The organism is Nocardiopsis alba DSM 43377 (assembly GCF_000341225.1).
GTDB lineage: Bacteria > Actinomycetota > Actinomycetes > Streptosporangiales > Streptosporangiaceae > Nocardiopsis > Nocardiopsis alba.
In genome coordinates this window covers 415327-438456 of the sequence record NZ_ANAC01000012.1, presented here as the reverse complement: position 1 = coordinate 438456, position 23130 = coordinate 415327, and the positions used below count along the sequence as shown (strand labels likewise).

The window sequence follows — 23130 nt, the reverse complement described above, 5'->3', positions numbered from 1 at the left end:
CCTCCCACGCCTGGTCCTGACGACTCCGTCTCACCGGGGCGCCCCCGGAGTGTGACGGGCCATGTGATGCGCGGTCCGACGCTGATCGACCACGAACCGCGCGATGTCCAGTACCCAGTCACGGTCGGTCCGCAACACCAGATGCTGGACGCCGCAACGACGCAGAGCCGAACGGATCGTCGCCCGCTGCTCCGCCGCCGCCCGACGATAACGCTCCCGCACCGCACGGGTCAGCCGTACGTCGCGCACCCGCCCACTGGAGGGATCCCGCAGAGCCACGTCGCCCACCTCGGGCACGTCCAACTCACGCGGATCCACCACCTCCACCACCAACACCTGGTGGCGCGCGGCCAACATGCGCAACGGCCGCTCCCAGGGGACCGTGCCCCCGAAGGCCGGAGTGTCCAGAAAGTCCGAGACGACCACGCGCAGACCACGCCGACGACGCGTACGCACCAGATCGTCGATCGCGTCGGCCAACGTCGCCCCGTCCGCCGACGGGACGTTCTCGTCACCCGTGGGCGCGGCCGCTACCGTCGCCAACAACCCCAGCAGGGCCTCCTTGCCGGACCGGGCCGGCCACCGGCGCACCCGCCCCTGATGCAGGAAGTGCGCGCCGAAACGGTCGCCCACCCGCTGCGTCAGCAGGTTCGCCGCCACCAGGGCCCCCACCGCCACGTCGCGCTTGGAGTACAGGCCGGTACCGAAGTCCATTCGAGGGGACAGGTCCAACAGGGTCCAGCTCTCCAACTCCCGGTCGGCGACCAGATCGCGCACGTGCGGGGTGTCGGTGCGCGCCGTCACGGCCCAGTCCATGTGCCGTACGTCGTCCTCGCCCGGCTGGTACAGACGCGCCTCGGCCGCCTCCGAACCGGGCCCCAACCGCAACCCCAGATGCTCACCGTGCAACAGCCCGTCCAGCCGGTGCACGATACGCAGGTCCAGACGGCGCAGCGCGGCACGCAACCGAGGGTCGGTGCCGATGGCGGGAGTGTTCATGGACCGGTCACCTCCGCGCGGCGAAGGAGGCGGTCTCTCCGCTGGGCGGCTCGTCCCAGATCACCCTGGGCGCCGGAACGGTGGACAGGATCCGATCGACCACCTGCCCCGGGGTGATCCCGTCGGCCAGCGCGTCGAAGGTCAGGACCAGACGGTGGGCGATGACGTCGTGGGCGAGCACGCGCACGTCGTCGGGCAGGACGTAGTCGCGCCCGCGCAGCAGCGCCAGGGCGCGGGCCGAGGCGACCAGCCCCAGCGTGGCGCGAGGGCTGGCCCCCACCTCCAAGGCCTGGCGCAGATCGGGCATCTGGTGGTTCTCGGGCTCGCGGGTGGCCATGACCAGCCGGACCACGTAGTCGGCGATGAGCTGGTGGACGTGCACCCGCTCGGCGTCGGCCTGGAGCTCGCCCAGGGTCACCGGATCCAGCACCTGGTGGGCGGTGGGCGGCTCCGTGCTCATCCGCCGCAGGATCTCCATCTCCTCGTGCGCCTTGGGGTGGTTCACGTCGACCTTCATCAGGAAACGGTCGCGCTGGGCCTCGGGAAGGGGGTAGACGCCCTCGGACTCCACCGGGTTCTGCGTGGCGATGACGATGAAGGGGGCGGGCAGGGGGTGGGTGGTGCCGCCGATGGAGACCTGCCGTTCGGCCATGACCTCCAACAGCGCCGACTGCACCTTGGCCGGGGCCCGGTTGATCTCGTCGGCCAGGACGAAGTTGGCGAACACGGGACCGAGCTCGACGTCGAACCGCTCCGTGGAGGGGTGATAGATGCGCGTGCCCACGATGTCGGAGGGGACCAGATCGGGGGTGAACTGGATCCGGGTGAAGGAACCACCGGTGACCTTGGCCAGTGTGGACACGGCCAGTGTCTTGGCGATGCCGGGGACCCCCTCGATGAGACAGTGTCCTCGGGCCACCAGGGCGATCAGGGAGCGCTCTACCATGCGCTCCTGGCCGACGATGACGGTGGAGACCTCGTGCAGCGCCGCGCGCAGCAGACGGGTCGGTTCCCCCGGGGCACTCTCGGGGCTCGGAGTGGGGGAACCGTTCCCGGGTGAGGTTTCTGCCATGGCCCGCCTTCCCAGACTGGGTGCTCCGTCCTCGGGCACCGGTAGGAGTAGGTTGTGGATCACCTGTGGCGACACTACCTGTTCCGGCCCCGTTGTTCCGGTTTCCGGCACGGGTGGTGGGTCAGGGCGTTCGCGGCGAAGGGGGAGACGGATGTCGGTGCCCACGATGGGGCTGCGTGAGGGGGATCCGCGGCAGCTGGGGGAGTACCGGCTGTTGGGGAGACTGCGCGAGTCGCGCCTGGGCGTGGTCTACCTGGGTCGGGACGGTTCGGGAGAGCTCGTGAGCGTGGCGATGCTCAACGACGCCGCCGCGATCGACGAGCCCACCCGTGAGCGGTTCGCCCGGGTGGTGGAGGAGGACGACGACGTGGTGGCCGCGCGCATCAGCGGCCGTTCGGCTCTGTGGGTGGCGCGGCCCCACACCGAGGACGGCCCCGACGCCGGGGTGCTGTTGGAGAGGGCCGGAGGCGGCGGTCCGGCGGTGCGCAGCGGTCCCGTGGTGATGCCGCACTGGGCGGGGGAGCGGGGCGCCTCCGCCGTGCGATGGAGCGTGCGCGGTGACGGACGTGACAGCAAGGTGGCCCGGGGCGAGGCCAACTGGTGGTTGATCGGCGCCCTGGGCGCGCTGCTGGCCCTGCTGCTGGTGTCGATGTTCCTTCTGTACCTGTGGATGTTGCAGTTCCCCCAGCCTGAGAGCACCCCCGAGGAGCAACCGGGGGAGGAGCGGTCCGAACCGGCGCAGGAGGAGCCGTCGCCGGGGGACGAGGAGGGGGAGCCCACCCCGGTGCCGTCCCTGCCGGGTCCGGGAGAGGATCCGCAGGGGGAGGAGGGCTGGGAGGAGCTCCCGGAGGACAACGTCTAGGGGAGCGGGCCCGGTCGGGCGGAGGAGACGCCCTCTTTCCCGGGGGAGATCGGCGGGAAGACGGTGAAGATCTTCGAAGGACCCTGCCATGGAACGCGTTCCAGCATATAAATCTACGTCGTCAAGGTGGTGCGGCTTTTCTATGAAAAGCACTCCAGAAAAAGAAGATCGCGCGGCTACGCCGCACCCCTATAAACCCCTCCCTGAAGGACCCTCGGCGTGTCGCGGCCCTTCGGGGCCATATCTAGAACGTGTTCAGGGGTGTGTTGGAGACCTCTGGAGGGGTGCTCTCCGGTGACGGCGTGGGTGCGTGCGACCGATCGCGTAGAGAAGGACTGAACGCCTCGTCTCCTCCCGGACTCGAAAGCGCACTCGGCGGTGCGGGTTCGAAGCGCCGTGGGGTGCGCGACATCGCGGTCGGTCCCGCCTTGGGTCATCGGTGTCTATGCTGGCCGGCGTGCTGAAGAAAGTGATCGCGACGCGGTACGTGGTGCCGTTGCGCGAAGGAGGTTCGCTCCCGGGGTTGGTCGAGGCCGACGACCTGGGAATGTACGTGGTCAAGTTCATCGGGGCCGGACAGGGGCGTAAGACCCTGATCGCGGAGGTCGTCGCCGGTGAGCTGGGTCGAGCCCTGGGATTGCCGGTGCCCGAGCTTGCGCTGGTGGAGTTCGACGCGGTCATCGGTCGCGGTGAGCCCGACCCGGAGGTCCAGGAGCTGCTCAAGGCCAGTGACGGGTTGAACCTGGGGATGGACTTCCTGCCGGGGTCGTTGGGCTTCGATCCGCTGGTCTTCGAGGTCGATCGGGACCTGGCGGGGCGGGTGCTGTGGTTCGACGCCCTGATCGGGAACGTGGACCGTTCCTGGCGCAACCCGAACATGTTGATGTGGCACGGTGCGCCCTACCTGATCGACCATGGCGCCTCGTTGATCTTCCATCACTCGTGGGCCAACGCCGACCGGTTCGTCTCCCGTCCCTATGACGCCTCCGATCACGTGTTGTCGGGGGTGCGGCCGGATGTGGCCGCGGCGGACGCCGTGCTGGCCCCGGTGGTGGACGAGGTCCTGTTGCGTCGTGTGGTGGCCGCGGTGCCCGAGGTGTGGCTGGTGGACGAGCCGGGGTTCGACTCGGCCGAGGAGGTCCGTGAGGCCTACGTGCGTCATCTGTCGGCTCGTATGGCCGATCGTTCCTGGCTTCCGGAGGTGTCCTCGTGAGTGAGCGTTACCCCAGTGGGACGGTGACCACCGGGCGTGTGGGTGTGGAACGCGATCGTGCCGTGTTCGAGTACGCCCTGTTGCGTGTGGTGCCGTGTGTGGAGCGTGGTGAGTGTGTCAACGCGGGGGTGATCGTCTACTGCCAGGAGAGGGCGTTCCTGGCGGCTCGTTCGGCGTTGGACGAGGGTCGTCTGTTGGCGTTGGACGAGGGTGTGGACCTGGTGGGGGTGCGTCGGGCCCTGGAGGCGGTGGAGATGATGTGCCGCGGTGGTGATGAGGCGGGTGCGGCCGGTCGTGAGCGGCCGGGGCAGCGGTTCCGGTGGTTGACGGCTCCGCGGAGCACGATCGTGCGTGCGGGCGAGATCCACGGGGGGTTGACGGAGGATCCGGAGGCCGAGGTGGAGCGGTTGTTGGATCGTCTGGTGCGTTGATCCGGGGGGTGGACGTAAGGGAGGTCACAGGTTTCGGTTCGCGGGGGCGGGGAGCGATTCTCGTCGGCCTGGTGTTGGTATGGAGTGTTGTGCGCCTTCGGGTGTGCTTTCCCCTACCTCGTCCTCGTTCGATGAACTGGAGTCCCTGTGTCTTCCTCGTCCTCCCCCACCGCCGTTCCCGAAGGGGCGGCGGTTCTCAGGCCGCCACGTTCGCGTGGTGCGATCGCGTTGTTGGTGCTGGTCCTGGGTGTGTTGACGGCGACCGGTCCGTTGGCGACCGATATGTATCTGCCGGCCTTCCCTCAGATCACCGAGGAGTTGGGGGCCTCTGAGGCGCAGATCGGGTTGACGCTGACGGCGATCATGTTGGGGCTGGCGGTGGGCCAGTTGGTGATCGGGCCGATGAGCGACGCGTGGGGTCGTCGGCGTCCGTTGTTGGTGGGCGTCTCGTTGTTCACGGTGACGTCGGTGTTGTGCGTGTTCGTGCCGGACGTGACGGCGTTCATCGTGTTGCGGTTCGTTCAGGGTGTGGCGGGTGCCGCGGGTGCGGTGATCGCGCGGGCCGTGGTGCGGGACATGTTCCAGGGTGATGACGCGGTGCGGTTCTTCTCGCGTCTGGCGTTGGTGATGATGTTGGCGCCGTTGTTGGCTCCGCTGGTGGGTGCCCAGTTGTTGTTGGTGGGTCCCTGGCAGTTGAGTTTCTGGGTGTTGGCGGCGATGTCGGCGTTGAGCCTGGTGTTGGTGGCGTTGTGGTTGCCGGAGTCGTTGCCGGTGGAGGCTCGGCGGGCGCAGGGGCCGCGGGTGTTGTTGGCGACGGTGGGTTCTCTGGTGCGGGATCGGCGGTTCATGGGGCCGGTGTTGTCGCTGGGGTTGAGTTTCGGGATGTTGTTCACGTATGTGTCGGCGTTCTCGTTCGTTTCGCAGAACGAGTTCGGGGTGTCGCCGCAGACGTACGGGTGGTTGTTCGCGGTGAACGCTCTGGCGTCGATGTTGGGGACGCAGGGCAATGGTCTGTTGGTGGGTCGTGTGGATACGCGGCGGCGGTTGGCGGCCGGTTTGTCGGTGGCGTTGTTCTCGGTGGTGGCGTTGTTGGTGGTGGCGTTGGCCGGGGTGGCGCAGTTGTGGTCGGTGTCGGCGTTGTTGGCGTTGATGATGTTCAGTGTCGGTTTCATCATGCCGAACGCGACGGTGACGGCGTTGGACGGTCAGCCGGCGTCGGTGGCGGGTACGGCTTCGGCGTTGATGGGGTCGTTGCAGTTCGCGTTGGGTGGTTCGGTGGCGGCTTTGGCGGGGTTGACTCCGTCGGGTGAGGCGTCGTTGGTGAGTATGGCGGTGGTGATGGCGTCGGTGGCGGTGTTGTCGTTGGGGGCGTTCGTGTGGGGTTCTCGGGTGAGGGTGGTGTGAGTGTGGTCGTTGTGGGTTGTGCTGGGGTTCTGAGGTTGCCGTTCGGTGGTGAAGTGGGCACAGTAGGGCTCTAATTCCCCGATTGAGGCGGGTTGGTTTCGTGTGGCCCGTCTTCTGATGTGGCAGAGGATGAGTGGGATATGGGCGAGACCCCCGGTTCGGTGGCTCGGGAGCAGTCCGGGCTGAGTGACCAGATCTATGACGTGGCGACCTCTGACGCGCATGCGCAGGTGTTCTCGGTGTTCCGGGAGGAGCGTTGGGAGCGGTTGACGGCGGGGGAGTTCGCGACCGAGGTGACGTCGTTGGCCAAGGGTTTGGTCGCGGCGGGTGTGGGTGAGGGCGACCGGGTCTTGTCGGTGTTGCCACAGGGGCATGACTGGGTGCGTTTGGCGTACGCGGTGTGGTCGGTGCGTGCTGTGTTGGTGCCGGTTCCGGTGGTGGCGTCGTCGGAGCGGTTGGCGTATGTGGTGCGGCATACGCGTCCGGCGGCTGCTGTGGTGTCGGGTGAGCGTGCTCATCGTGTGGTGGTGGGGTTGCAGCGGGAGATGTCAGATCTGGGGAGGGTCTGGCGTTTTTCGGAGGGTTTGCCGGAGGTGGCGAGCCTGGGGGCGTATATGGACGCTTCGGCTGTGCGGTTCCGTCGTGATGCGGTGGTGGCGGAGGATCCGGCGGTGGTGCTGTATCCGATGAGTACGGTGTCGCGGACGATGCGGGGTGTGGTGCTCTCGCATGGTGCGTTGTTGTCGTCGGCGGCGGATGTGGTGGATCGGTTGTGGCCGCGGTTGTCGGAGTTGCCCGAGGGTAAGGCGAGTGCGGTGGTGGATATGCCGCTGTCGGAGTTCTCGGGTCTGGCGATGTTGGTGGCGTGTGTGGCCGGTCGGGTGCGGGCGGGTGTGGCTCGGCCTGGTGGGTTGCGTCGTGAGTTGTTGAGGTTCCGGCCGACGGTGTTGGTGGGGACGTCGGGGTTCTTCGAGCGTGTGCATGGTGCGGAGCGGTCGACCGCGCATGCGACGGACTGGAATTCGGTGGGGGCGTTCAACGCGGCGGTGGACGCGGCGGTGCAGTTCGATCAGAACAAGAAGAAGGGTGCTTGGGCCCGGTTGTCGCGGTCGATGCACGATTGGTCTTTCGCGAAGGTGCGGGAGGCGTTGGGTGGTCGTGTGCATGTGGCGGTGTGTTGGGGTGGGGGGTTGTCGGAGCGTCTGGATTCGTATTTCAACGGTTTGGGTGTTCCGTTGATGCAGGTGTACGGGGTCGCCGAGGCGGGTGGTGTGGTGGCCGCGAACGCTGTGGGTGATCGTGTGGCGGGTTCTGTGGGTCGTGTGGTGGAGGGCCGGGAGCCGTGGGTGTCGCGTGAGGGTGAGTTGTTCTTGCGTGGTGGTGCGGTGTTCTTGGGTTATTGGGCGGATGTGGAGGGGACGCGGGCGGCGTTTCGTGATGGGTGGTTGGCCACGGGTGTGGCGGCCGAGGTGGATGATGAGGGTTTTGTTCGGGTGTCGGGGCGTGTGAGGCCTCAGGCGTCGGCGTTGGAGGTTCCTGGGCGTTTTGTGGCGTCTTCGGGGGTTTCTGGGGTCGTTGAGGTGGAGGGTTCTGAGGGGTCTTCGGGGGGTCCGGTCGAGGGGCGGGGGGCCGAGGAGGCTCGTCGTGCGTTGGCGGTTCTGGGGGCGGTTGCCGAGGGTGAGGGTGCCGGGTCCGGGGTCGTGGAGTCGGGTGTGGAGGAGCCGGAGGAGGAGGGTTCTTCCGGTGTTTCGGGTGAGGACGCCGAGTTGGTGGCGGGGTTCGAGGCTCGGTTGCGGGCTCATCCGTTGATCAGTCAGGTGTTGGTGATCGTGGAGGGGCGGCCGTTCGCGAGTGCTCTGGTGACGTTGGTGCGTGATCAGTTGGAGTATTGGCGTTTGGTGAATGGTCGGCCGTTGTCGATGGCGCCGGAGGAGGTCGCGGGGGATCGTGATCTGCTTCGTGAGGTGCAGGGGTTGGTGTACGAGGCCAATCGGAGTGTGCCGCGGCATTTGGCGGTGCGGTCGTTCCATGTGTTGGCGGAGGAGTTCACGGTGCAGTCGGGGTTGGTGCGGCCTTCGGGTGAGTTGCGGCGTGAGGCTGTGTTGAGGGCGTTCTCCGAGGAGATCGATGGTCTGTATCGGGTGCGTCGGGAGTAGGTGGGGGTGTGCGTGCGGCCGTGGTCCTTGGGGGCCACGGCCGTTTTGTGTGCGGGGGGTGGGTCGTTGTTGTTCGTGGTGGGTGCTCTAGCGGCCGTTGAGGTAGGCGAGGACGGCGAGGACGCGGCGGCTGTCGTCGGAGGAGGGGGGTAGGTCGAGTTTGGTGAAGATGTTGTTGATGTGTTTGCTGATGGCTTTTTCGGTGATGTAGAGGCGTCCTGCGATGGCGGAGTTGGAGCGTCCTTCGGCCATTTCGGCGAGGACCTGGCGTTCGCGGGGGGTGAGTTGGGCGAGGGGGCCTTGGTTGTCCTGGCGGGCGAGGAGTTGGGAGATGACGGCGGGGTCCATGGCGGTGCCGCCGGCGGCGACGCGGCGGACGGCTTCGATGAATTGGCCGATGTCGAAGACGCGGTCTTTGAGGAGGTAGCCGACGCCGCCGGTGTGGTCGGAGAGGAGTTCGCGGGCGTAGAGCTGTTCGACGTGTTGTGAGAGGACGAGGATGGGCAGGCCGGGGAGGTGGGTGCGGGCGTCTATGGCGGCTTGGAGGCCTTCGTCGGTGAAGGTGGGGGGTAGGCGGACGTCGACGACGGCGACGTCGGGTTTGTGTTGGGTGAGGGCGGTGTGGAGGTCGGGGCCGTTGTCGACGGCGGCGACGACGGTGAAGTCGTGGGCTTGGAGGAGTCTTATGAGGCCGTCGCGGAGGAGGGCGAGGTCTTCGGCGATGACAACGCGCATGGGATCTCCAGGGTGATGATGGTGGGTCCGCCGGGTGGGCTGGTGATGTTCATGGTGCCATCGAAGGCGTCGAGGCGGCGGGCGATGCCGTTGAGGCCGCTTTCGGGGGTGGGGTGGGCTCCGCCGTGGCCGTTGTCGGTGACGGTGGTGATGAGGCGTTGGCGGCCGTGGTTGATGTGGATTCGGGCGTGGGTGGCGCCTGAGTGTTTGGCGGTGTTGGTGAGGAGTTCGGCGATGGCGAAGTAGGTGGCGGATTCGACGGGGTCGGCGGGGCGGCCGGGGAGGTGGGTGGTGACGGTGATGGGGAGGGGGTGGGTGAGGGCGAGGGCTTGGACGGCTCCGTCGAGTCCGCGTTCGAGGAGGACGGGTGGGTGGATGCCGCGGACGAGGTCGCGGAGTTCGGTGAGGGCGTGGCGGGTGGTTTCGCGGGCTTCGGTGAGCATGGTGCGGGCGGTGGTGGGGTCGGTTTCGATGATCTGTTCGGTCATGGCGAGGTGCATGCCGAGGGCGACGAGGCGGGCTTGGGCTCCGTCGTGGAGGTCGCGTTCGATGCGGCGGATTTCGGCGGCTTGGGTGTCGATGGTGTCGGCGCGGCTGGTGGCGAGGTGGGCGACGCGTGCGGTGAGTCGGGCTTTTTCGGAGGGGGCGAGGATGAGTTGGGATAGGTGTGTGTAGGCGTGGGTGGTGTGGGGTGTGAGGAGGGTGGCGGTGATGGTGAGGAGGGTGGCGGGGATGAGGGTGGTGAGGGCTTGGGTTTGGGTGGTGGCGGTGAAGGTGTCGTAGAGGGGGTGGGTGTGCCAGAGGAGGAGGGCGTAGAGGGTTTGGTAGGTGGCGTGGGCGAGGAGGAGGGTGGGGATGAGGGCGAGGGTGATGAGGAGGGGTGAGGTGGTGAGCCAGAGGAGGTCTCGCCAGGTGGCGGGGTCGGTGAGGATGATGCGGACGCGGGGGATGATGCCGGTGGGTGGGAGGGGTCGGTAGGGGGGTGGGAGGGGTTTGTGGAGGAGGTGGGTGAGGGTGGTGCGTTGGGCGTTGGCGATGGTGCGGAGGGTGAGTGCGGTGAGGATGATGAAGGGGAGGCCGATCCAGAGGAGGGTGAGGAGGCCTGAGGCGATGACGAGGGGGGTGAGGGTGAGTGCTGCGGTGTTGTGGGAGATGAGGAGGAAGAGGTAGGCCGTGGTGGTGTGGTGGGGGGTTCGTGGTGGTCGGGTGGTGGCCATGGTGGTCTCTTCCAGGGGTGGGTGTGGGTGGTGTTGTTCTATTGTGCGTTGTGGTGGTGGGGGTGGTGTGTGGGTCGGGGGTGTGGGTGGGGTGTGGGGTGGTTGGTGACTTTTTGTAGTGGGTTGGTGGTTTCGGGTGTTGGTTTTGGTGGGTGGGGTGGCCTCCGGGGCTGGGGGTTTTGTGGTGGTTTGGGGTGTTCATGGTGATCCGGGTGGGTGGTGGGGTGGATTTTCGGCGCAACTCGCCGACCACGATTTCCCGTGTCTTGCCATGACCTGTGATGATCGGTGGTGTGTGGCGTGAACTGATCCTGGAGATGTATCCGGAGGCCGATCTGAGTGATCCGGCCGATGAGGTGATGCTGGCCGAGGTGGAGAAGCACTTGATGCTGCCTTTGCCGTTCGAGTTGGCGTCGTTGTTGCGTGAGACCGATGGGGTGACCAACGAGTACGGGGACGCGGTGGTGTGGGGTGCGCGCCGGTTGGTGGAGGACAATCTGGCGATGCGGTGTGAGCCGGATTACGAGGAGTTGTACGCGCCCTTCGACGAGATGATCTTCTTCGGTGATTCGGACATGGGTCCGCAGTTCGCGTATGTGCACACGGACTACGGGCCGGGGATCGTGGTGTGGGATCATGAGAGTGACCGGCGGCGCCTGGTGGTGGTGTCGTTGCGCGACTATCTGGCGCGGTGTTTCATTCAGGGCAACGCCTGGTTCCGTTAGGGGCCGGGGTGGGCCGTCGGTCGGTGTTCGTTTTCATCGGCCGTGGCGGTGTGTCGCCGTCGGTGGCCGTTTCCCCGGAGAGAAGGACCATGTCGGAGCAGTCCACGCCCGTGCCCGCCGTCTTCGTTCAGGGGCGGGAGGTGTCGGACTATCCGGATATGGCGCCGGAAGCGGCTCGTGGTCGTGTGCTGCGGGTGACGGTGACGGGTGAGGAGGTCCTGCACCGGGTGAACGCCGATGTGCCCGAGGAGATGTTGGGCGGCGCGGAGTTGTCGCGTCTGGTCGATGACATGTTCTTGACGATGTACGCGGCCGAGGGTGTGGGGTTGGCGGGCAACCAGGTGGGTGTGGATCTGCGGTTGTTCGTCTATGACTGCCCCGATGATGATGGTGTGCGGCATGTGGGGCATGTGATCAATCCGGTGTTGGACGAGCGTGATGTGTCCGACGCGGTGGTGGTGGAGAACGAGGGTTGTCTGTCGGTTCCGGGTCCGCACGCGGAGTTGGGGCGGGCCGAGCACGCGACGGTGCGTGGGGTGGACAAGGACGGCAACGCGGTGGTGGTGAGCGGGAGCGGGTATTTCGCGCGTTGTCTTCAGCACGAGACCGATCACACGTTCGGGCGTTTGTACGTGGATCGGTTGTCCAAGCGTGAGCGTAAGCGGGTGTTGAAGAAGATGAACGAGATGTCGGACAGTGTGTTCGCTCGTCGTGTGGAGCGGGCGCGTGAGTTGGGGGTGGAGCCGGCCTGAGGTGGTCGGTTCTGCCTGTGGCGGGGGTGTTCCGGTGTGGCCGGGGCGCCCTCGTTTTTTGTGTCGGGTGGTCGGTGGTGGTGGGGTGTGGGGGTGCCTTTGGTTGTTCAGGTGGTTTGAAATGGCCGTTTTGGGGGCTCCATTGGTCACGATTGGCTCTGAAAGTGGCACTTTGTTCGGGGGTTGTGGCCTTTTTGTGACCTGTGGGGGCGGTAGATTGCCCGGCATGCACAACGGGGACGAGGTCGACCAGGGGTCGACGCGACGTGTGGTCATCTACACCGACGGGGCGTGCAGCGGCAACCCCGGCCCGGGCGGGTGGGGTGTGTGGCTGCGCTATGGCGAGCATGAGCGGGAACTGTACGGAGGCGAGGCGCAGACCACCAACAACCGGATGGAGCTGATGGCGGCCATCAAGGCGTTGGAGAGCCTGACGCGGCGGGTGCCGGTGGTGTTGCACACCGATTCCTCCTACGTGCGCAACGGCATCACCTCGTGGGTGCACGGGTGGAAGAGGCGCGGGTGGAGGACGGCGGACAAGAAGCCGGTCAAGAACGTGGATCTGTGGCAGCGGCTGGAGGCGTTGGCCGCCGAGCACGAGGTGGAGTGGAAGTGGGTGCGCGGCCACAGCGGTGATGAGGGCAACGAGCACGCCGACGAGTTGGCGCGGCGTGGTCGGGATGAGGCCGCGGCCGCCTGAGGCGGCCGGCGCGGTGGTGTGCGGGCGGTCCCGTTCCCTGGTGGGGGGCGGGGCCGCTTTCGTCGTCTCAGGTGGTCTCGTCCTTGAAGGGGTCGACCATGAGGCGGCGGGCGCCGGGGCCGGTGGCGGCGAGTTCGTCGTCGGGGTTGGACAGGGTGCACGAGCTCAGGGACAGGCAGCCGCAGCCGATGCATCCGGTCAGGTCGTCGCGGAGGCGGATGAGTTGGGTGATGCGGGCGTCGAGTTCGGTGCGCCATTGGGCCGAGACCGATGCCCAGTCGGCGCGGGTGGGGGTGCGGTTCTCGGGGAGGCGTTCGAGGGCCTGGCGGATGCGGGCCAGGGGGATGCCCACGCGTTGGGAGATGCGGATGAAGGCGACGCGGCGCAGGGTGTCGCGGTGGTAGCGGCGTTGGTTGCCTGAGGTGCGTCGGCTGTGGATGAGGCCTTGGCGTTCGTAGAAGTGCAGGGCGGAGACGGCCACTCCGGAGCGTTGGGAGACCTGGCCGACGGTGAGTTCCTTGGTTACGGGTGCCACGGGCTCAGTGTAGGTGGGTGCGGGTGCTTTGGAGGGCGTACAGGCGTGCGTAGGCGCCGCCGCGGATGAGGAGTTGGTGGTGGGTTCCGGTTTCGGTGACGTGTCCGTGGTGGAGGTGGAGGATGCGGTCGGCGCTGCGGGCCAGGGTGGGGTGGTCGGTGAGGGTCAGGTGTGCGGTGGTGGGTGTGGGCGGGGGTGTGGGGGGGGGGGGTTGTTCGATGAGGAGGAGGTGGGCGTGGGTGTGGTGGGCGTAGAGGGTGCGGGCGTGGTGCAGGTGTGAGGCCAGGTGGGGTTGGAGGTGTTTCAGGGGTGTGGTGTGGGGGTGGTGGTGGAGGCCGGTCGCGGTCAGTGCGTGGTGTAGGTGGGGGTCGTCGGGGTGGGGTCGTGTGTGGTGTAGGGCGGTGGTGGTGTGCAGGTCGCCGTGGGTGGGGTGGAGGTGGCCGTGGAGGAGTCGGGTGAGGGTGGTGCGGGCGGGGGTGGTCAGGCCGACCAGGGCGACGTGTTCTGAGGGGCGCAGGGTCAGGTCGAGGTGGTGCAGGTGGGTGTGGGTGAGGTCGCGTATCCGGAGCAGGGGTGGTGGGGGTGGGGTGGGTGCGGTGGTGGTGTGGTGCAGGTGGCCGCGGTCGATGAGTCTCACGGGTGGTCCGTTCGTGTGGGTGGGTTCTTCGGCGGGTGGGACTGTCGTGGGCGGGTGAGGGTTCTGGCGGGTTTTTCGCACGGGGGCGGGTCGTGGCGGTGTGGGGGCGGGTGTGTAGGGTCGGCGCACGTTTTCGTCTGTTGCGAAGGGGTGTGTCGTGGTGGAGGGCGCGGGTCGGGTGGCCGAGAGGTTCGAGCGGATGGCGGTCCATTTCGAGCGGGGTGGTTCGCCGGCCTACGCGCGGATCGCGCGGGGCCTGGCGCGGGATCGGGTGTTGCTGGAGTTGGTGATGTCGGTTCCGGAGGGTAATAAGCGTCAGCCGAACCTGTGGTTGGGGGCGGTGCGGTTTCTGGGTGGGCCGGTGGACTCGTTCGAGGCGTTTCGGGGGTGGGTGCTCGAGCGTTCGGAGGCGGTGGTGGAGGTGGTGCTGTCGCGTTCGACGCAGACCAACGAGGCACGTCGGTGTGCGACGTTGTTGCCGGTGTTGGCGGGTTTGGAGGGGCCGTTGGCGTTGATCGAGGTGGGGGCATCGGCGGGGTTGTGTCTGTATCCGGACCGGTATCGGTATCGGTTCGATGGTGGTGGTGTGGTGGGGCCGGTGGAGAGTCCGGTGGTGTTGGAGTGTGCGACGTCGGGGGGTGTTCCGATACCCGAGAGGGTGCCGGAGGTGGTGTGGCGGGCGGGGATCGACATGAATCCGTTGGATCCGGCCGATGGGGGTGATGTGGACTGGTTGGCGGCGTTGGTGTGGCCGGGTGAGGGTGAGTTGGAGAGGGTGGCTCGGTTGCGGGCGGCGGCGTCGGTGGCGGCGCGGGAGCCGGCGTGGATGGTGGCGGGGGATCTGTTGGAGGAGTTGCCCGGGGTGGTGGAGCGGGTGCCGGCGGGGGTGCGGCCGGTGGTGTTGCACAGTGCGGTGTTGGCGTATCTGTCGCGGGTGGATCGGGTGCGGTTCGAGGGGTTGGTGCGGGGGTTGGACGTGACGTGGGTGTCGAATGAGAGTGGGGCGGTCTTCCCGGAGTGGGAGGGGGCCTTCGGTGGTGTGGATACGGATTTCGCGGTGGCGGTGGACGGTCGGGTGGTGGCGTACGCGGGTGAGCATGGGGGGTCGTTGGCCTGGCGGTGAGCGGGCCGGGGGCGGACATGGAGGAGGGGGGCCACCGTGTGCGGTGGTCCCCCTCCTGCTCTTTGTCGGTGTGGGGTCAGAAGGTGTGGGCGTCGACCTGGGCGATGAGGGCGTCGCGGCGTTCGGGTGTCAGGAAGGAGGCGGTGAAGGAGTTGCGGGCCAGGGTGCGGAGTTGTTCGTCGGTCAGGCCGAGGTGGTGTTGGAGGCCGAGGTAGTTGTCGTGGACGTAGCCGCCGAAGTAGGCGGGGTCGTCGGAGTTGACGGTGACCAGGAGGCCGGCGTCCATCATGGCGGGCAGGGGGTGTTGGTCCAGGGTGGGGACGGCGCGTAGGCGGACGTTGGAGAAGGGGCAGACGGTGAGGGGGGTCTGGGTGGTGGCCAGGTGGGTGATGAGTTCGGGGTCGTCCATGCAGCGGATGCCGTGGTCGATGCGTTCGGCGCCCAGGTGGTTCAGGGCGTTCCAGATGTAGGTGGCGGGGCCTTCTTCTCCGGCGTGGGCGACGCGGCGTAGGCCCAGGTCGGCGGCGGTTTGGAAGACCTCGGTGAATTTTTCGGGTGGGTTGCCGACTTCGGCGGAGTCCAGGCCTACGGCGGTGATGTGGTGCAGGTGGGGGCGGGCGGCGTCGAGGGTGTCCATGGCGTCCTGGGCGCTCTGGTCGCGTAGGAAGCACAGGATGAGGTGGGTGGAGATGCCGTGGTCTTGGAGGCTGGTGTCGAGGGCGGAGGTGAGGCCGTTGATGACGGTTTCGAGGGGGATGCCGCGTTGGGTGTGGGCTTGGGGGTCGAAGAAGATCTCTGCGTGGCGGACGCCTTGGGCGGCGGCGCGGGTGAGGTAGGCGGTGGCCAGGTCGTGGAAGTCGGCTTCGGTGCGTAGGACGTCCATGAGCCGGTAGTAGAGGTCGAGGAAGGATTGGAGGTCGGTGAAGGAGTAGGCGTCGCGCAGGGTTTGGACGTCGGGGTAGGGCAGGGTGATGTTGTTGCGGTGGGCGAGTTGGAAGGCGAGTTCGGGTTCGAGGGTGCCTTCGATGTGCAGGTGGAGTTCGGCTTTGGGGATGGGCATGGTGGTGTGTGGGGCCTTTCGGGGTTGTGTGGTGGTTGTTGGTCATTGTGGCTGATGGGGTGGGTGGGTTGTGCGTGTGGTGGGGGGTCGTCGGGTGTGGGGCGGCCCTCTTTTTCGTGTTCAGAGGGTGCGCATGCGGTCGAGGGAGTCTTTGGCGGCTTGGCCCACGCCGTGGTGGTCGGAGGTGTGGCCGGCGTTGTCGACGATGACGAGGTGGGCGCCTGGCCAGGAGGCGGCGAGGTCGTGGGCGATGTCGCTGGGGCCGCTGATGTCGAGGCGGCCGTTGATGAGGGTGGCGGGTAGGTGGGTGATGCGGTGGAGGTCGCGGGTGAGTTGGTCGGGTTCGAGGAAGCAGTCGTTGGCCCAGTAGTGGGTGACCAGGCGGGCGAAGGTGGCGCGGAAGGCGGGGTCGTCGAAGCGGGGGTTGGGGGTGTGGCCGGGGGTGGTGGCGACGTGGGTGTCCTCCCAGCGGCACCAGGCCAGGGCTGCGTCGTGGCGGATGGTGGGGTCGGGGTGGGCGAGGAGTCGGCTGTAGGCGGCGGGGAGCCTGCGGGGGTCGGCGTCGGGTCCGGCGGCGGCGCGGAATTCTTCCCATTGGTGGGGGAAGACGCGGCGCATGTCGTGGGTGATCCATTCGATTTCGCGTCGGGTGCCGGTGTTGACGGCCAGGAGGGTGAGGGAGTGGATGTGGTGGGGGTGGGTTTGTGCGTAGGCCAGGGCCAGGCAGGTGCCCCAGGAGGCGCCGAGGAGGTGCCATCGGTCGATGTTCAGGTGGGTGCGTAGGGCTTCGAAGTCGGCGATGAGGTGGCCGGTGGTGTTGTGGGTGAGGTCGGTGTGGGGGTGTGCGGCGTTGGGGGTGCTGGCGCCGGTGCCGCGTTGGTCGATGAGGATGAGTCGGTAGTGGTGGGGGTCGGCGAGTTGGGACCAGCGGGGGTTGGAGTGGGCGCCGGGGCCGCCGTGGATGCCCAGGAGGGGGGTTCCGTGGGGGTTGCCGAGTTCTTGCCAGTGCAGGTGTTGGCCGTGGGGGCGGGTGAGGGTGCCGGTGGTGTGGGGTGTGGTGATGGGGTGCATTCGGGTCTCTTTTCGTTGTGGGGACCGGTGATGGTAGCGGGTGTGGTGGGGGTGGGGCGGGTTTTTTCTAGGCGGGGGAGGTAGTGGGGTGTTTCGGGCGTTTGGGTGGTTTCCGGGATGTTGGTGTGTTAGTGGGGTGTTTGACCTGGGGTCTTTCGGTGAGGGGTGGCCGGCCGGCATCATCGTGTGATCGGTTCGTCGCGTTTCGTGATGGCGTTCGGGGTTCTCGGACCCTGGGGGTCGTTCGCGTTGGTGGCGTCGTCCTCTCCCCCGGCCCGTGTGAAGGAAAGTGCCCCGTTGTTCGGTTCGTCCCCTGGCTGTCGGGGTGGTCTTTACCGGTGTCCTGGTCGAAGACCTTTCCGGGGTGCGTCCTCCGTCGGGGTGTAGGGCGCCGGTCCGGTTCCGTGGTGGTGCCGGTTTCGTCGGGCGTGGTCGTTCTCGTGTTCGTCGAGGAGCGCTCGTCCGGGTCTGTTCGATGGTTGTTCGAATGCGCGGTGGCCCTGGTGTCGCCGTTCCCTCTGGAGAAAAGGAGTCACCCCTGATGAGCGGTACCGTCGTCGATGTCACCGACGCTGATTTCGAGGCGAAGGTCGTCCGGGTCGCGGGGCCGGTGCTCGCGGTCTTTCGCGCGGAGTGGAGTGCGGTGTGCCGGGCGTTGGATCCGGTGTTGGTCGAGGTCGCCAAGGAGTACGACGGTCGGTTGACGGTCGCGCGGTTAGACATCGACCGTAGCCCCGAGACGCCGCCCAAGTACGACGTGACGGCGATTCCCACGCTGTATGTGTTCAAGGGCGGGAGCATCGTGGCCACGCGTATCGGCCCGGCGAGCAAGGGCAACGTGGTCGATCTGGTCACGCCGCACCTGTGAGGGGTGCGCGCCCCGGTCTGGAGAGATGACCGGGGTGAAGAGGGGGCGTCTGTCGGGACGGGTGGTTCCGGTGGGCGTCCCTTGTCGTGCGCGGGGTGGTCCGCCGCTCTCTTTTCCTCGTCGCCCGTATCCGGGGGGCGGCCTTCGGTGTGCGTTCCCCGGCCGCCGTCGAGCCCACGGGTGTGCGGTGTCCCGGTGGTGGCCCGCGGGTGGCGTTCGCGTCTTCGGTCGTGGGAGGAGGGCGGGGGTCCGCCGTAGGGGGGCCACGGGGCGGTGTGCGCTCTCGGGGGTGTTCGAAGGGGTTCGAACATGTGGGTGGGCGGGGGTCGGTGAGGGTGGTGCGGGGGCGCTGGGATGCTGGTGGTGGGGGTGTTCCCCATGGTTTCGATGGTGGGAGGTCGTGTGTCCGAGGTGGTGTCGGAGGTGGAAGGGTCCGGTGTGGAGGATCCCTTCCTGGTGTTCTGGGGCGAGTACCGGTTGTGCATGTTGGCGTCGCCGCGTCCGGACGGGAGTATCCATCAGGTGCCGGTGGGGGTGACCTATGACCCGGAGCGGCATCTGGCGCGGGTGATCTGTTCGGGGGCCAGTTATAAGGCGCGGAATCTGGCGGCGCGTCCGGGGGCGCGGGTGTCGGTGTCGCAGGTGGAGGGTGCGCGGTGGTCGACGTTGGAGGGTCGTGCGCGGGTGGTGCGTGATCGTGGGGCGGTGGCCGAGGCCGAGCGTCGGTATGAGGAGCGGTATCGGCGGCCGCGGGAGAATCCGGAGCGGGTGGTGATCGAGATCGCGGTGGAGCGGGTGTTGGGTACGGTGCGGCCCGAGCGTGCGGGGTTGGTGCCCTGAGCGGGGTGTTCGAAGGGGTTCGAACACGTGGAGGGGGCGGGGTCTTGGGGCCCGCCCCCTCCTTTTTCGTGTCCTGGGGAGGGCGCGGTCCCCGGTCGGGGGTCAGCGGGTGAGGGTGTGGGCGGCCAGGTCGGCGTCGGCTTCGGTGTTGTAGAGGTGGAAGGCCAGGCGGGTGTGGCCGCCGCGTTCGGTGGCGATGATGCCGGCTTCGCGCAGGGTCTGGAGGGCGCCGGGGGTGGTGACGGTGGTGATGGCCGAGTGGGCGGGTGGTTGGTCCAGGTGGGCGCGGAAGCGGTCGGCCAGGTGGGTGTTGTGGGTGTGGATCTTGTCGATGCCGGTGTCGAGGAGGGTTTGGAGGGCGGGGGCGGCGGCCAGGGTGGCGAACCAGTTGGGGGACAGGTCGAGGCCGCGGGCGTGGGGGCTGGTGTCGGGGTGGGGTGCGTAGAAGGCGTGGGCGGGGTGGCGGTCGGCGCTGGGGCCGGCGTTGATGGGGCGTAGGCGTTCGCGGAGGGTGGGGGCGATGTAGGCCAGGGCGAGGCCGCGGGGTGCCATGAGCCATTTGTAGGCGGAGCAGACGAGGGCGTCGAAGTGGGTGGCGTTCAGGGGGTGCCAGCCGGCTGCCTGGGTGGCGTCGGCGATGACGAGGGTGTCGTGTTCGCGGGCGGCGGTGAGGATCTGTTCGGTGGGGGCGAGGGTGCCGGTGGCGGATTGGACGGGGCTGTAGGCGACCAGGTGGGTGTGGGGGCCGATGTGGTCGGCGAGTGAGTGCAGGGGTGCGGTGGTGATGGTGATGCCGCGGTCGTGGTGGGTGTGGAAGGGGAAGGTGGTGGAGGTGAATTCCTCTTGGGGGAGGAGGACGTTGGTGTGGTCGGGTAGGGAGGCGGCGATGGTGCCGATGATCTGGGAGGTGGTGGCGCCCAGGGTGATGTCGGTGGTGGGGGCGTTGATGAGTTGGGCGAAGAGGGTGCGGGTGTGTTCGGTGGTCTGGTTCCAGTGGTGGATGGGGGTGGTGCCGGTGTGCCATTGGTGGAGGGCTTGGGTGAGGGCGGTGTGGGCGGTGGTGGGTGGGAGGCCGTGTTGGGCGGTGTTGAGCCAGGTGGTGGTGGGGTTCCACAGGTGGGTGTTCATGGGTGGGGTGCCTCGGGTGTGTGGGGTGGTTGTGGGTCGATGGGGGTCAGGACGCGGGTCAGGAGTGTGGCCAGGTGGGTGCGTTCTTGGGGGGTGAGGGGGGCCAGGAGGGTGGTTTCGCGTTCGAGTTGGTGGGTGAAGAGGGTGTCGATGAGTTGTTCGCCTTGGGGGGTGAGGCGGACGAGGGTTTCGCGGCGGTCGCGTTCGATGCGGGTGCGGGTGAGGAGTCCGATCTGTTCGAGGCGGGTGAGGCGTTTGGTGGTGGCGGCGCCGGAGGAGAGGGTTTCGCGGGTGAGGTGGCGTGGGCGTAGGCCTTGGGGTGTGCGTCGTAGGGCGGCGAGGATTTCGAATTCGGGGCGGGAGACGTCGCTGTCGGTGAGGGCGTCTTCGGTGATGTTGTTCATGAGTGCGGCCAGGCGTAGGACGCGTCCCATGGTCTCCATGCCGGTCAGGTCCAGGTGGGGGTGGAGGTGGGCCCAGCTGTCGCGGAAGCGTTGTACGGCGTCGGTCATGGGTGGTTCTTTCGGTGGGTGGTGCCGGGGCGGACACACCCTATAATAATTTACTTGTGAACTACTTTTCTTCTTTATGGGGTCGGCGTGCCGACCTCTTCGACGTTCGTGGCGCCCTGGTTCCTCGGCGGGTGCGCGGCAACGTGCTGGTGACGGCGGTGCGCGCCGGAGGGTGTCTGGCGCTGGTGTTGGTGTCCTTGCGGCTCACCGGTCGGATGGATCTGGCGCCCTATGCGGCGATGGGGTGTTTCACCTCCCTGTACGCGCGCGATGAGACCTACGCGCGTCGGGTGTGGCTGTTGGCGGTGGTGGGCGTCGGGTTGACGGTGGCGGTGGCCGCCGGCGCGTCCGCCTCGGCGCTGGGGGTGGGCGTGTGGGCGCCGATCCTGGTGGTGGCGGCGGTGGCGTCCGGCGCCAGGTACCTGTCGGAGGTGGTGGCGTTGGGCGCTCCGGCGGGGTTGATGTTCGTGTTCGCCGCGGGGGTGGCGGGGTATGCGCCGCGGACGTGGCCGGAGGTGGGGGTGAGCGCGGGGGTGACCGCCGCGGCGGCCGGGTTGTGCTGGGCGGCGGCCGTGGTGGGAGCTCTGGCGCATCCTCGTGCTCCGGAGCGTTTGGCTCTGGCGCGGGCCCTGCACGCGGTCGCCGACCATCTGGAGGACCCTTCCGGGCGAGGGGTTCATCGGGCCGAGGACGCGGTGCGGGCGGCCTGGCGGGTGTTGCACGCGCGAGAGCGCGGTGAGGGCACGCGTGGGTTGGAGGTGTTGGCGGCCCGCGCCCAGGGGGCGATCCGTGGTGGTTCGGTGGTGGAGCGGGCGCGTCGGGCGGCGGAGTTGCGTGAGGTGGCGCGTCGGGTGCGGCGGCGTCGTGTGGTGGATCCGCTGGTGGAGGAGGGTGAGCGTGTCCGGTTGAGCGCCTATGCCGATCGGGTGCGGGCCGGTGCGCGGCCCGTCCGGGTCTGGTCGTGGGGGCGGGCTTCGGGTGCCTGGGTGGTGCGTGTGGCGTGGCTGTGGGGGCTGGGCCATGGGTATTGGGCGACGGTGTCGGCGGCGTCGGTGTTGCAGGTCGCCGGTGTGTCGGCGACCTGGCATCGGACGGTGCAGCGCGGGGTGGGGACCGTGGTGGGCGCGGTGGTGGCGGTGGGGGTGTTCGCGCTGGTGGACATCTCGTCGGTGTGGGTGGTGATCGCTTTGGTGGTGGCCTGCCAGGTGGGGGCGGAGTTGGTGGTGATGACCAACTACGCGTACGCGATCGTGTGCGTGACGCCGTTGACGTTGGCGTTGTCGGCGTTGGCCCGGCCGGGTGAGGGCACGTTCGATCTGGTGGTGGAGCGTACGGCGTCCACGGTGTTGGGCGCTGTGGTGGGGTTGGTGGTCTGTGTGGTGGTGGCCGATCGTGGTGCGCGGGCCCGGTTGGAGGGGGCGTTGGTCGAGTGCGAGCGGGCCTGTGCGCGGGTGTCGGCTTGTGGTGGGGCGGGGTGTCGGCACCGTCTGGTGGAGGCGTTGGGCGATGTGGAGGCCGCTGTGGCCGTGGCCGTGGGCGAACCCGCGGTTTCGGTGCCGGGTGAGCGGGTGGAGCGGGTGCGTGGGCGGGCGCGGGCGTTGTTGGATCGGGAGCCGGAGCCGGTGTGAGGGGTCGGGTGTCCGGGCGCTTCGCCCGGGCACCCGACGTGCGGGGGGTTAGAGACGGTCGGTGACCGTCTTGCCCTGGTCGTCCTTGACGATGGTGAAGGCGTCGATGATCTGGCCGTCGATGGTGCGGGCCTGGTATTCCAGGGTGGTGCCGTCGACCTCGATGGACTGGTAGGTCTGGGTGTCGGTGGCGTGGGCGCGGACGCGGGCGCCGTTGTCGGTCCAGTTGCCTTCGTGGGCGTCGTACATCTTGGGGCCGGTGACGGCGACGGTGTAGACGGGGCCGGTCTGGACGGTGGGGTCGTCGGTGTCGTTGGTGGTGAGGTTGCCGCGGCTGTAGGAGTGGTCGTGGCCTTGGAGGACGAGGTCGATGTCGTTGTCCTCGAAGACGGGCATCCAGGCGTTGCGCAGTTCGGGGTTGTCGCGGCCGGGGGTGTTGGAGAAGACGGGGTGGTGGAAGGTGACCACGGACCAGCGGCCGGGGTTGTCGGTCAGGGCCTGGTCGAGCCACCGGGCCTGTTCCTGGAGCCAGGCGTTGCGGCTGATGGGTGCGGCGTTGCGGTAGTTGGAGTTGAGGACGATGAAGCGGACGCCCTGGTAGTCGGTGTAGTAGGCGGTTTCGGGGAGGTCGGCGCCGTTGGTGGGGCCGTTGCCGGAGCCGGGGAACTGGCCGGTCCATTGGGGGCTGAGGGTGGTGCCTGAGTATTCGTGGTTGCCGGGGGCGGCGAGCTGGTTCATCTTGACGGCGGCGGGCCCGTAGGCGTCGTACCACTCGGCCCATTGGGCGTCGTTGGTGGAGGTGTTGATGAGGTCGCCGGCGTGTAGGGCCAGGGCGGCGTCGGGTTGGGCCTGGAGGGCGGCGCGGACGACGGGGGCGGCCTCTTCGGTGATGTCGTTCTGGGTGTCGCCGAAGTAGAGGAAGTCGAAGGGTGTGTCGTCCGGGGCGGCGGTGGTGAAGGTGTGGGGGTCGCTGAGGGTGGTGTCGCCGTCGCCGACCCGGTAGTCGTAGGCGGTTGCAGGGGTCAGGCCTGTGAGGGTGGCGGTGTAGTAGGTGCCGGCGGCCTCGGTGCTGATGTGGGCTTGGACGTCGCGGGTCTGTTCGGGGTCGTCCGCGGGTGCGTAGCGGACCAGGGCGGTGTCGCCGTGGTCGCCTCGCCAGGTGATGGTCTGGGAGGTGGTGGGGTCGGCGGTGGGGGACAGGGTGATGCGTTCGGTCGGGCCTTGGACGGTGGGGGCGGGTTGGGCGTGGGCGGCGGTGGGGGTCAGGGTCAGGGCGGCGCCGCCGATCAGGGCGAGGGCGAGGTGGACCGTGGAGCGGGGGAGCGCGGTCATGGGGGTTCGCTTTCGGTGTTCGGGTGTGGGACGGGTCGACGCTAGTCGGTGGGGTGTAACGGGGAGTGAACGCTCCGGGGCCGATCGTTGCGGTGGGGTGAACTCGCCTGGGGCGGGGAAGGGTGGGTTC

At 68.1% G+C, this 23130-nt stretch carries 23 protein-coding genes; 12 read left to right on the top strand and 11 right to left on the bottom strand.

Going from position 1 to position 23130, the window contains the following annotated elements; all coding sequences use genetic code 11:
• Positions 1-30: 30 nt before the first annotated feature.
• Positions 31-999 (bottom strand): DUF58 domain-containing protein, encoded by a 969-nt coding sequence (locus D451_RS0114455; RefSeq protein ID WP_017534974.1) that lies wholly within the window; start codon positions 997-999, stop codon positions 31-33.
• A 7-nt stretch (positions 1000-1006) separates the two neighbouring features.
• Positions 1007-2071 carry an AAA family ATPase gene (locus tag D451_RS0114450; protein WP_014908995.1) on the bottom strand — a complete coding sequence of 355 codons (1065 nt, stop codon included), beginning with the start codon at positions 2069-2071 and terminating at the stop codon, positions 1007-1009.
• Positions 2072-2222: 151 nt separating this feature from the next.
• On the opposite strand from D451_RS0114450, the gene D451_RS0114445 reads away from it, so the two are divergent.
• The 5 genes from D451_RS0114445 (at position 2223) to D451_RS0114425 (ending at position 8137) form a co-directional block, all read left to right on the top strand.
• Positions 2223-2933: a hypothetical protein gene (locus D451_RS0114445; RefSeq protein ID WP_026125073.1), complete on the top strand. Its 711-nt coding sequence runs from the start codon at positions 2223-2225 to the stop codon at positions 2931-2933.
• A gap of 445 nt (positions 2934-3378) precedes the next feature.
• Positions 3379-4146 carry a HipA family kinase gene (locus D451_RS0114440; RefSeq protein ID WP_017534973.1) on the top strand — a complete coding sequence of 256 codons (768 nt, stop codon included), beginning with the start codon at positions 3379-3381 and terminating at the stop codon, positions 4144-4146.
• Complete coding sequence (locus D451_RS0114435; RefSeq protein WP_026125072.1) at positions 4143-4577, top strand: DUF3037 domain-containing protein; 435 nt, start codon at positions 4143-4145, stop codon at positions 4575-4577. Before D451_RS0114440 ends, D451_RS0114435 begins: the two co-directional genes overlap by 4 nt.
• A gap of 147 nt (positions 4578-4724) precedes the next feature.
• A complete protein-coding gene (locus D451_RS0114430) occupies positions 4725-5981 on the top strand; it encodes a multidrug effflux MFS transporter (RefSeq protein ID WP_017534971.1) in 1257 nt (418 codons plus the stop codon).
• 140 nt (positions 5982-6121) lie between these two features.
• A complete protein-coding gene (locus D451_RS0114425; protein WP_017534970.1) occupies positions 6122-8137 on the top strand; it encodes an AMP-binding protein in 2016 nt (671 codons plus the stop codon).
• 87 nt (positions 8138-8224) lie between these two features.
• On the opposite strand, the gene D451_RS0114420 is transcribed toward D451_RS0114425, so the two are convergent.
• Positions 8225-8872: a LuxR C-terminal-related transcriptional regulator gene (locus D451_RS0114420; RefSeq protein WP_017534969.1), complete on the bottom strand. Its 648-nt coding sequence runs from the start codon at positions 8870-8872 to the stop codon at positions 8225-8227.
• Positions 8821-10089, bottom strand: a complete 1269-nt coding sequence (locus D451_RS0114415) for a sensor histidine kinase (RefSeq protein WP_017534968.1) — start codon at positions 10087-10089, stop codon at positions 8821-8823. Before D451_RS0114415 ends, D451_RS0114420 begins: the two co-directional genes overlap by 52 nt.
• 281 nt (positions 10090-10370) lie before the next feature.
• Between D451_RS0114415 and D451_RS0114410 the strand changes: the two genes are divergently transcribed.
• The 3 genes from D451_RS0114410 to rnhA all read left to right on the top strand — a co-directional run bounded on the left by D451_RS0114410 (position 10371) and on the right by rnhA (position 12266).
• Positions 10371-10814: an SMI1/KNR4 family protein gene (locus D451_RS0114410; RefSeq protein ID WP_026125071.1), complete on the top strand. Its 444-nt coding sequence runs from the start codon at positions 10371-10373 to the stop codon at positions 10812-10814.
• Positions 10815-10903: 89 nt separating this feature from the next.
• A complete protein-coding gene (def, locus tag D451_RS0114405) occupies positions 10904-11566 on the top strand; it encodes a peptide deformylase (RefSeq protein ID WP_017534967.1) in 663 nt (220 codons plus the stop codon).
• Positions 11567-11792: 226 nt separating this feature from the next.
• On the top strand, positions 11793-12266 hold the full coding sequence (gene rnhA, locus D451_RS0114400; protein WP_017534966.1) for a ribonuclease HI: 474 nt from the start codon (positions 11793-11795) through the stop codon (positions 12264-12266).
• A gap of 67 nt (positions 12267-12333) precedes the next feature.
• Here the strand turns inward: rnhA and soxR are convergent, their stop codons facing one another.
• Both soxR and D451_RS0114390 read right to left on the bottom strand, forming a co-directional pair.
• Positions 12334-12801 carry a redox-sensitive transcriptional activator SoxR gene (gene soxR, locus D451_RS0114395; protein ID WP_014912762.1) on the bottom strand — a complete coding sequence of 156 codons (468 nt, stop codon included), beginning with the start codon at positions 12799-12801 and terminating at the stop codon, positions 12334-12336.
• A 4-nt stretch (positions 12802-12805) separates the two neighbouring features.
• Positions 12806-13438, bottom strand: coding sequence for an ATP-binding cassette domain-containing protein (locus tag D451_RS0114390; RefSeq protein WP_017534965.1), 633 nt, complete (start codon positions 13436-13438; stop codon positions 12806-12808).
• A 157-nt stretch (positions 13439-13595) separates the two neighbouring features.
• Here D451_RS0114390 and D451_RS0114385 point away from each other — a divergent pair, with 157 nt between their 5' ends.
• Positions 13596-14561, top strand: coding sequence for a DUF2332 domain-containing protein (locus D451_RS0114385; protein ID WP_017534964.1), 966 nt, complete (start codon positions 13596-13598; stop codon positions 14559-14561).
• Between the two features lie 76 nt (positions 14562-14637).
• Here the strand turns inward: D451_RS0114385 and D451_RS0114380 are convergent, their stop codons facing one another.
• Entirely contained in the window at positions 14638-15621 is a 984-nt protein-coding gene (locus D451_RS0114380) for an adenosine deaminase (RefSeq protein ID WP_017534963.1), read from the bottom strand.
• A 120-nt stretch (positions 15622-15741) separates the two neighbouring features.
• Positions 15742-16692 (bottom strand): alpha/beta fold hydrolase, encoded by a 951-nt coding sequence (locus tag D451_RS0114375; RefSeq protein WP_017534962.1) that lies wholly within the window; start codon positions 16690-16692, stop codon positions 15742-15744.
• 541 nt (positions 16693-17233) lie between these two features.
• Between D451_RS0114375 and D451_RS0114370 the strand changes: the two genes are divergently transcribed.
• Together D451_RS0114370 and D451_RS0114365 are read left to right on the top strand one after the other, a co-directional pair.
• Entirely contained in the window at positions 17234-17560 is a 327-nt protein-coding gene (locus D451_RS0114370) for a thioredoxin family protein (RefSeq protein WP_017534961.1), read from the top strand.
• Between the two features lie 387 nt (positions 17561-17947).
• Entirely contained in the window at positions 17948-18400 is a 453-nt protein-coding gene (locus tag D451_RS0114365; protein ID WP_193789612.1) for a pyridoxamine 5'-phosphate oxidase family protein, read from the top strand.
• 102 nt (positions 18401-18502) lie between these two features.
• Here the strand turns inward: D451_RS0114365 and D451_RS0114360 are convergent, their stop codons facing one another.
• Together D451_RS0114360 and D451_RS0114355 are read right to left on the bottom strand one after the other, a co-directional pair.
• On the bottom strand, positions 18503-19528 hold the full coding sequence (locus D451_RS0114360; protein ID WP_017534959.1) for an aminotransferase class V-fold PLP-dependent enzyme: 1026 nt from the start codon (positions 19526-19528) through the stop codon (positions 18503-18505).
• The gene (locus tag D451_RS0114355; protein WP_014912994.1) at positions 19525-20040 is read right to left on the bottom strand and encodes a MarR family winged helix-turn-helix transcriptional regulator; all 516 of its coding nucleotides are present in this window, start codon (positions 20038-20040) and stop codon (positions 19525-19527) included. The genes D451_RS0114360 and D451_RS0114355 overlap by 4 nt, the downstream gene beginning before the upstream one ends.
• A gap of 215 nt (positions 20041-20255) precedes the next feature.
• On the opposite strand from D451_RS0114355, the gene D451_RS0114350 reads away from it, so the two are divergent.
• Positions 20256-21668, top strand: coding sequence for an FUSC family protein (locus D451_RS0114350; RefSeq protein WP_394296797.1), 1413 nt, complete (start codon positions 20256-20258; stop codon positions 21666-21668).
• 48 nt (positions 21669-21716) lie between these two features.
• On the opposite strand, the gene D451_RS0114345 is transcribed toward D451_RS0114350, so the two are convergent.
• On the bottom strand, positions 21717-23000 hold the full coding sequence (locus D451_RS0114345; RefSeq protein WP_017534957.1) for a purple acid phosphatase family protein: 1284 nt from the start codon (positions 22998-23000) through the stop codon (positions 21717-21719).
• Positions 23001-23130 lie beyond the last annotated feature (130 nt).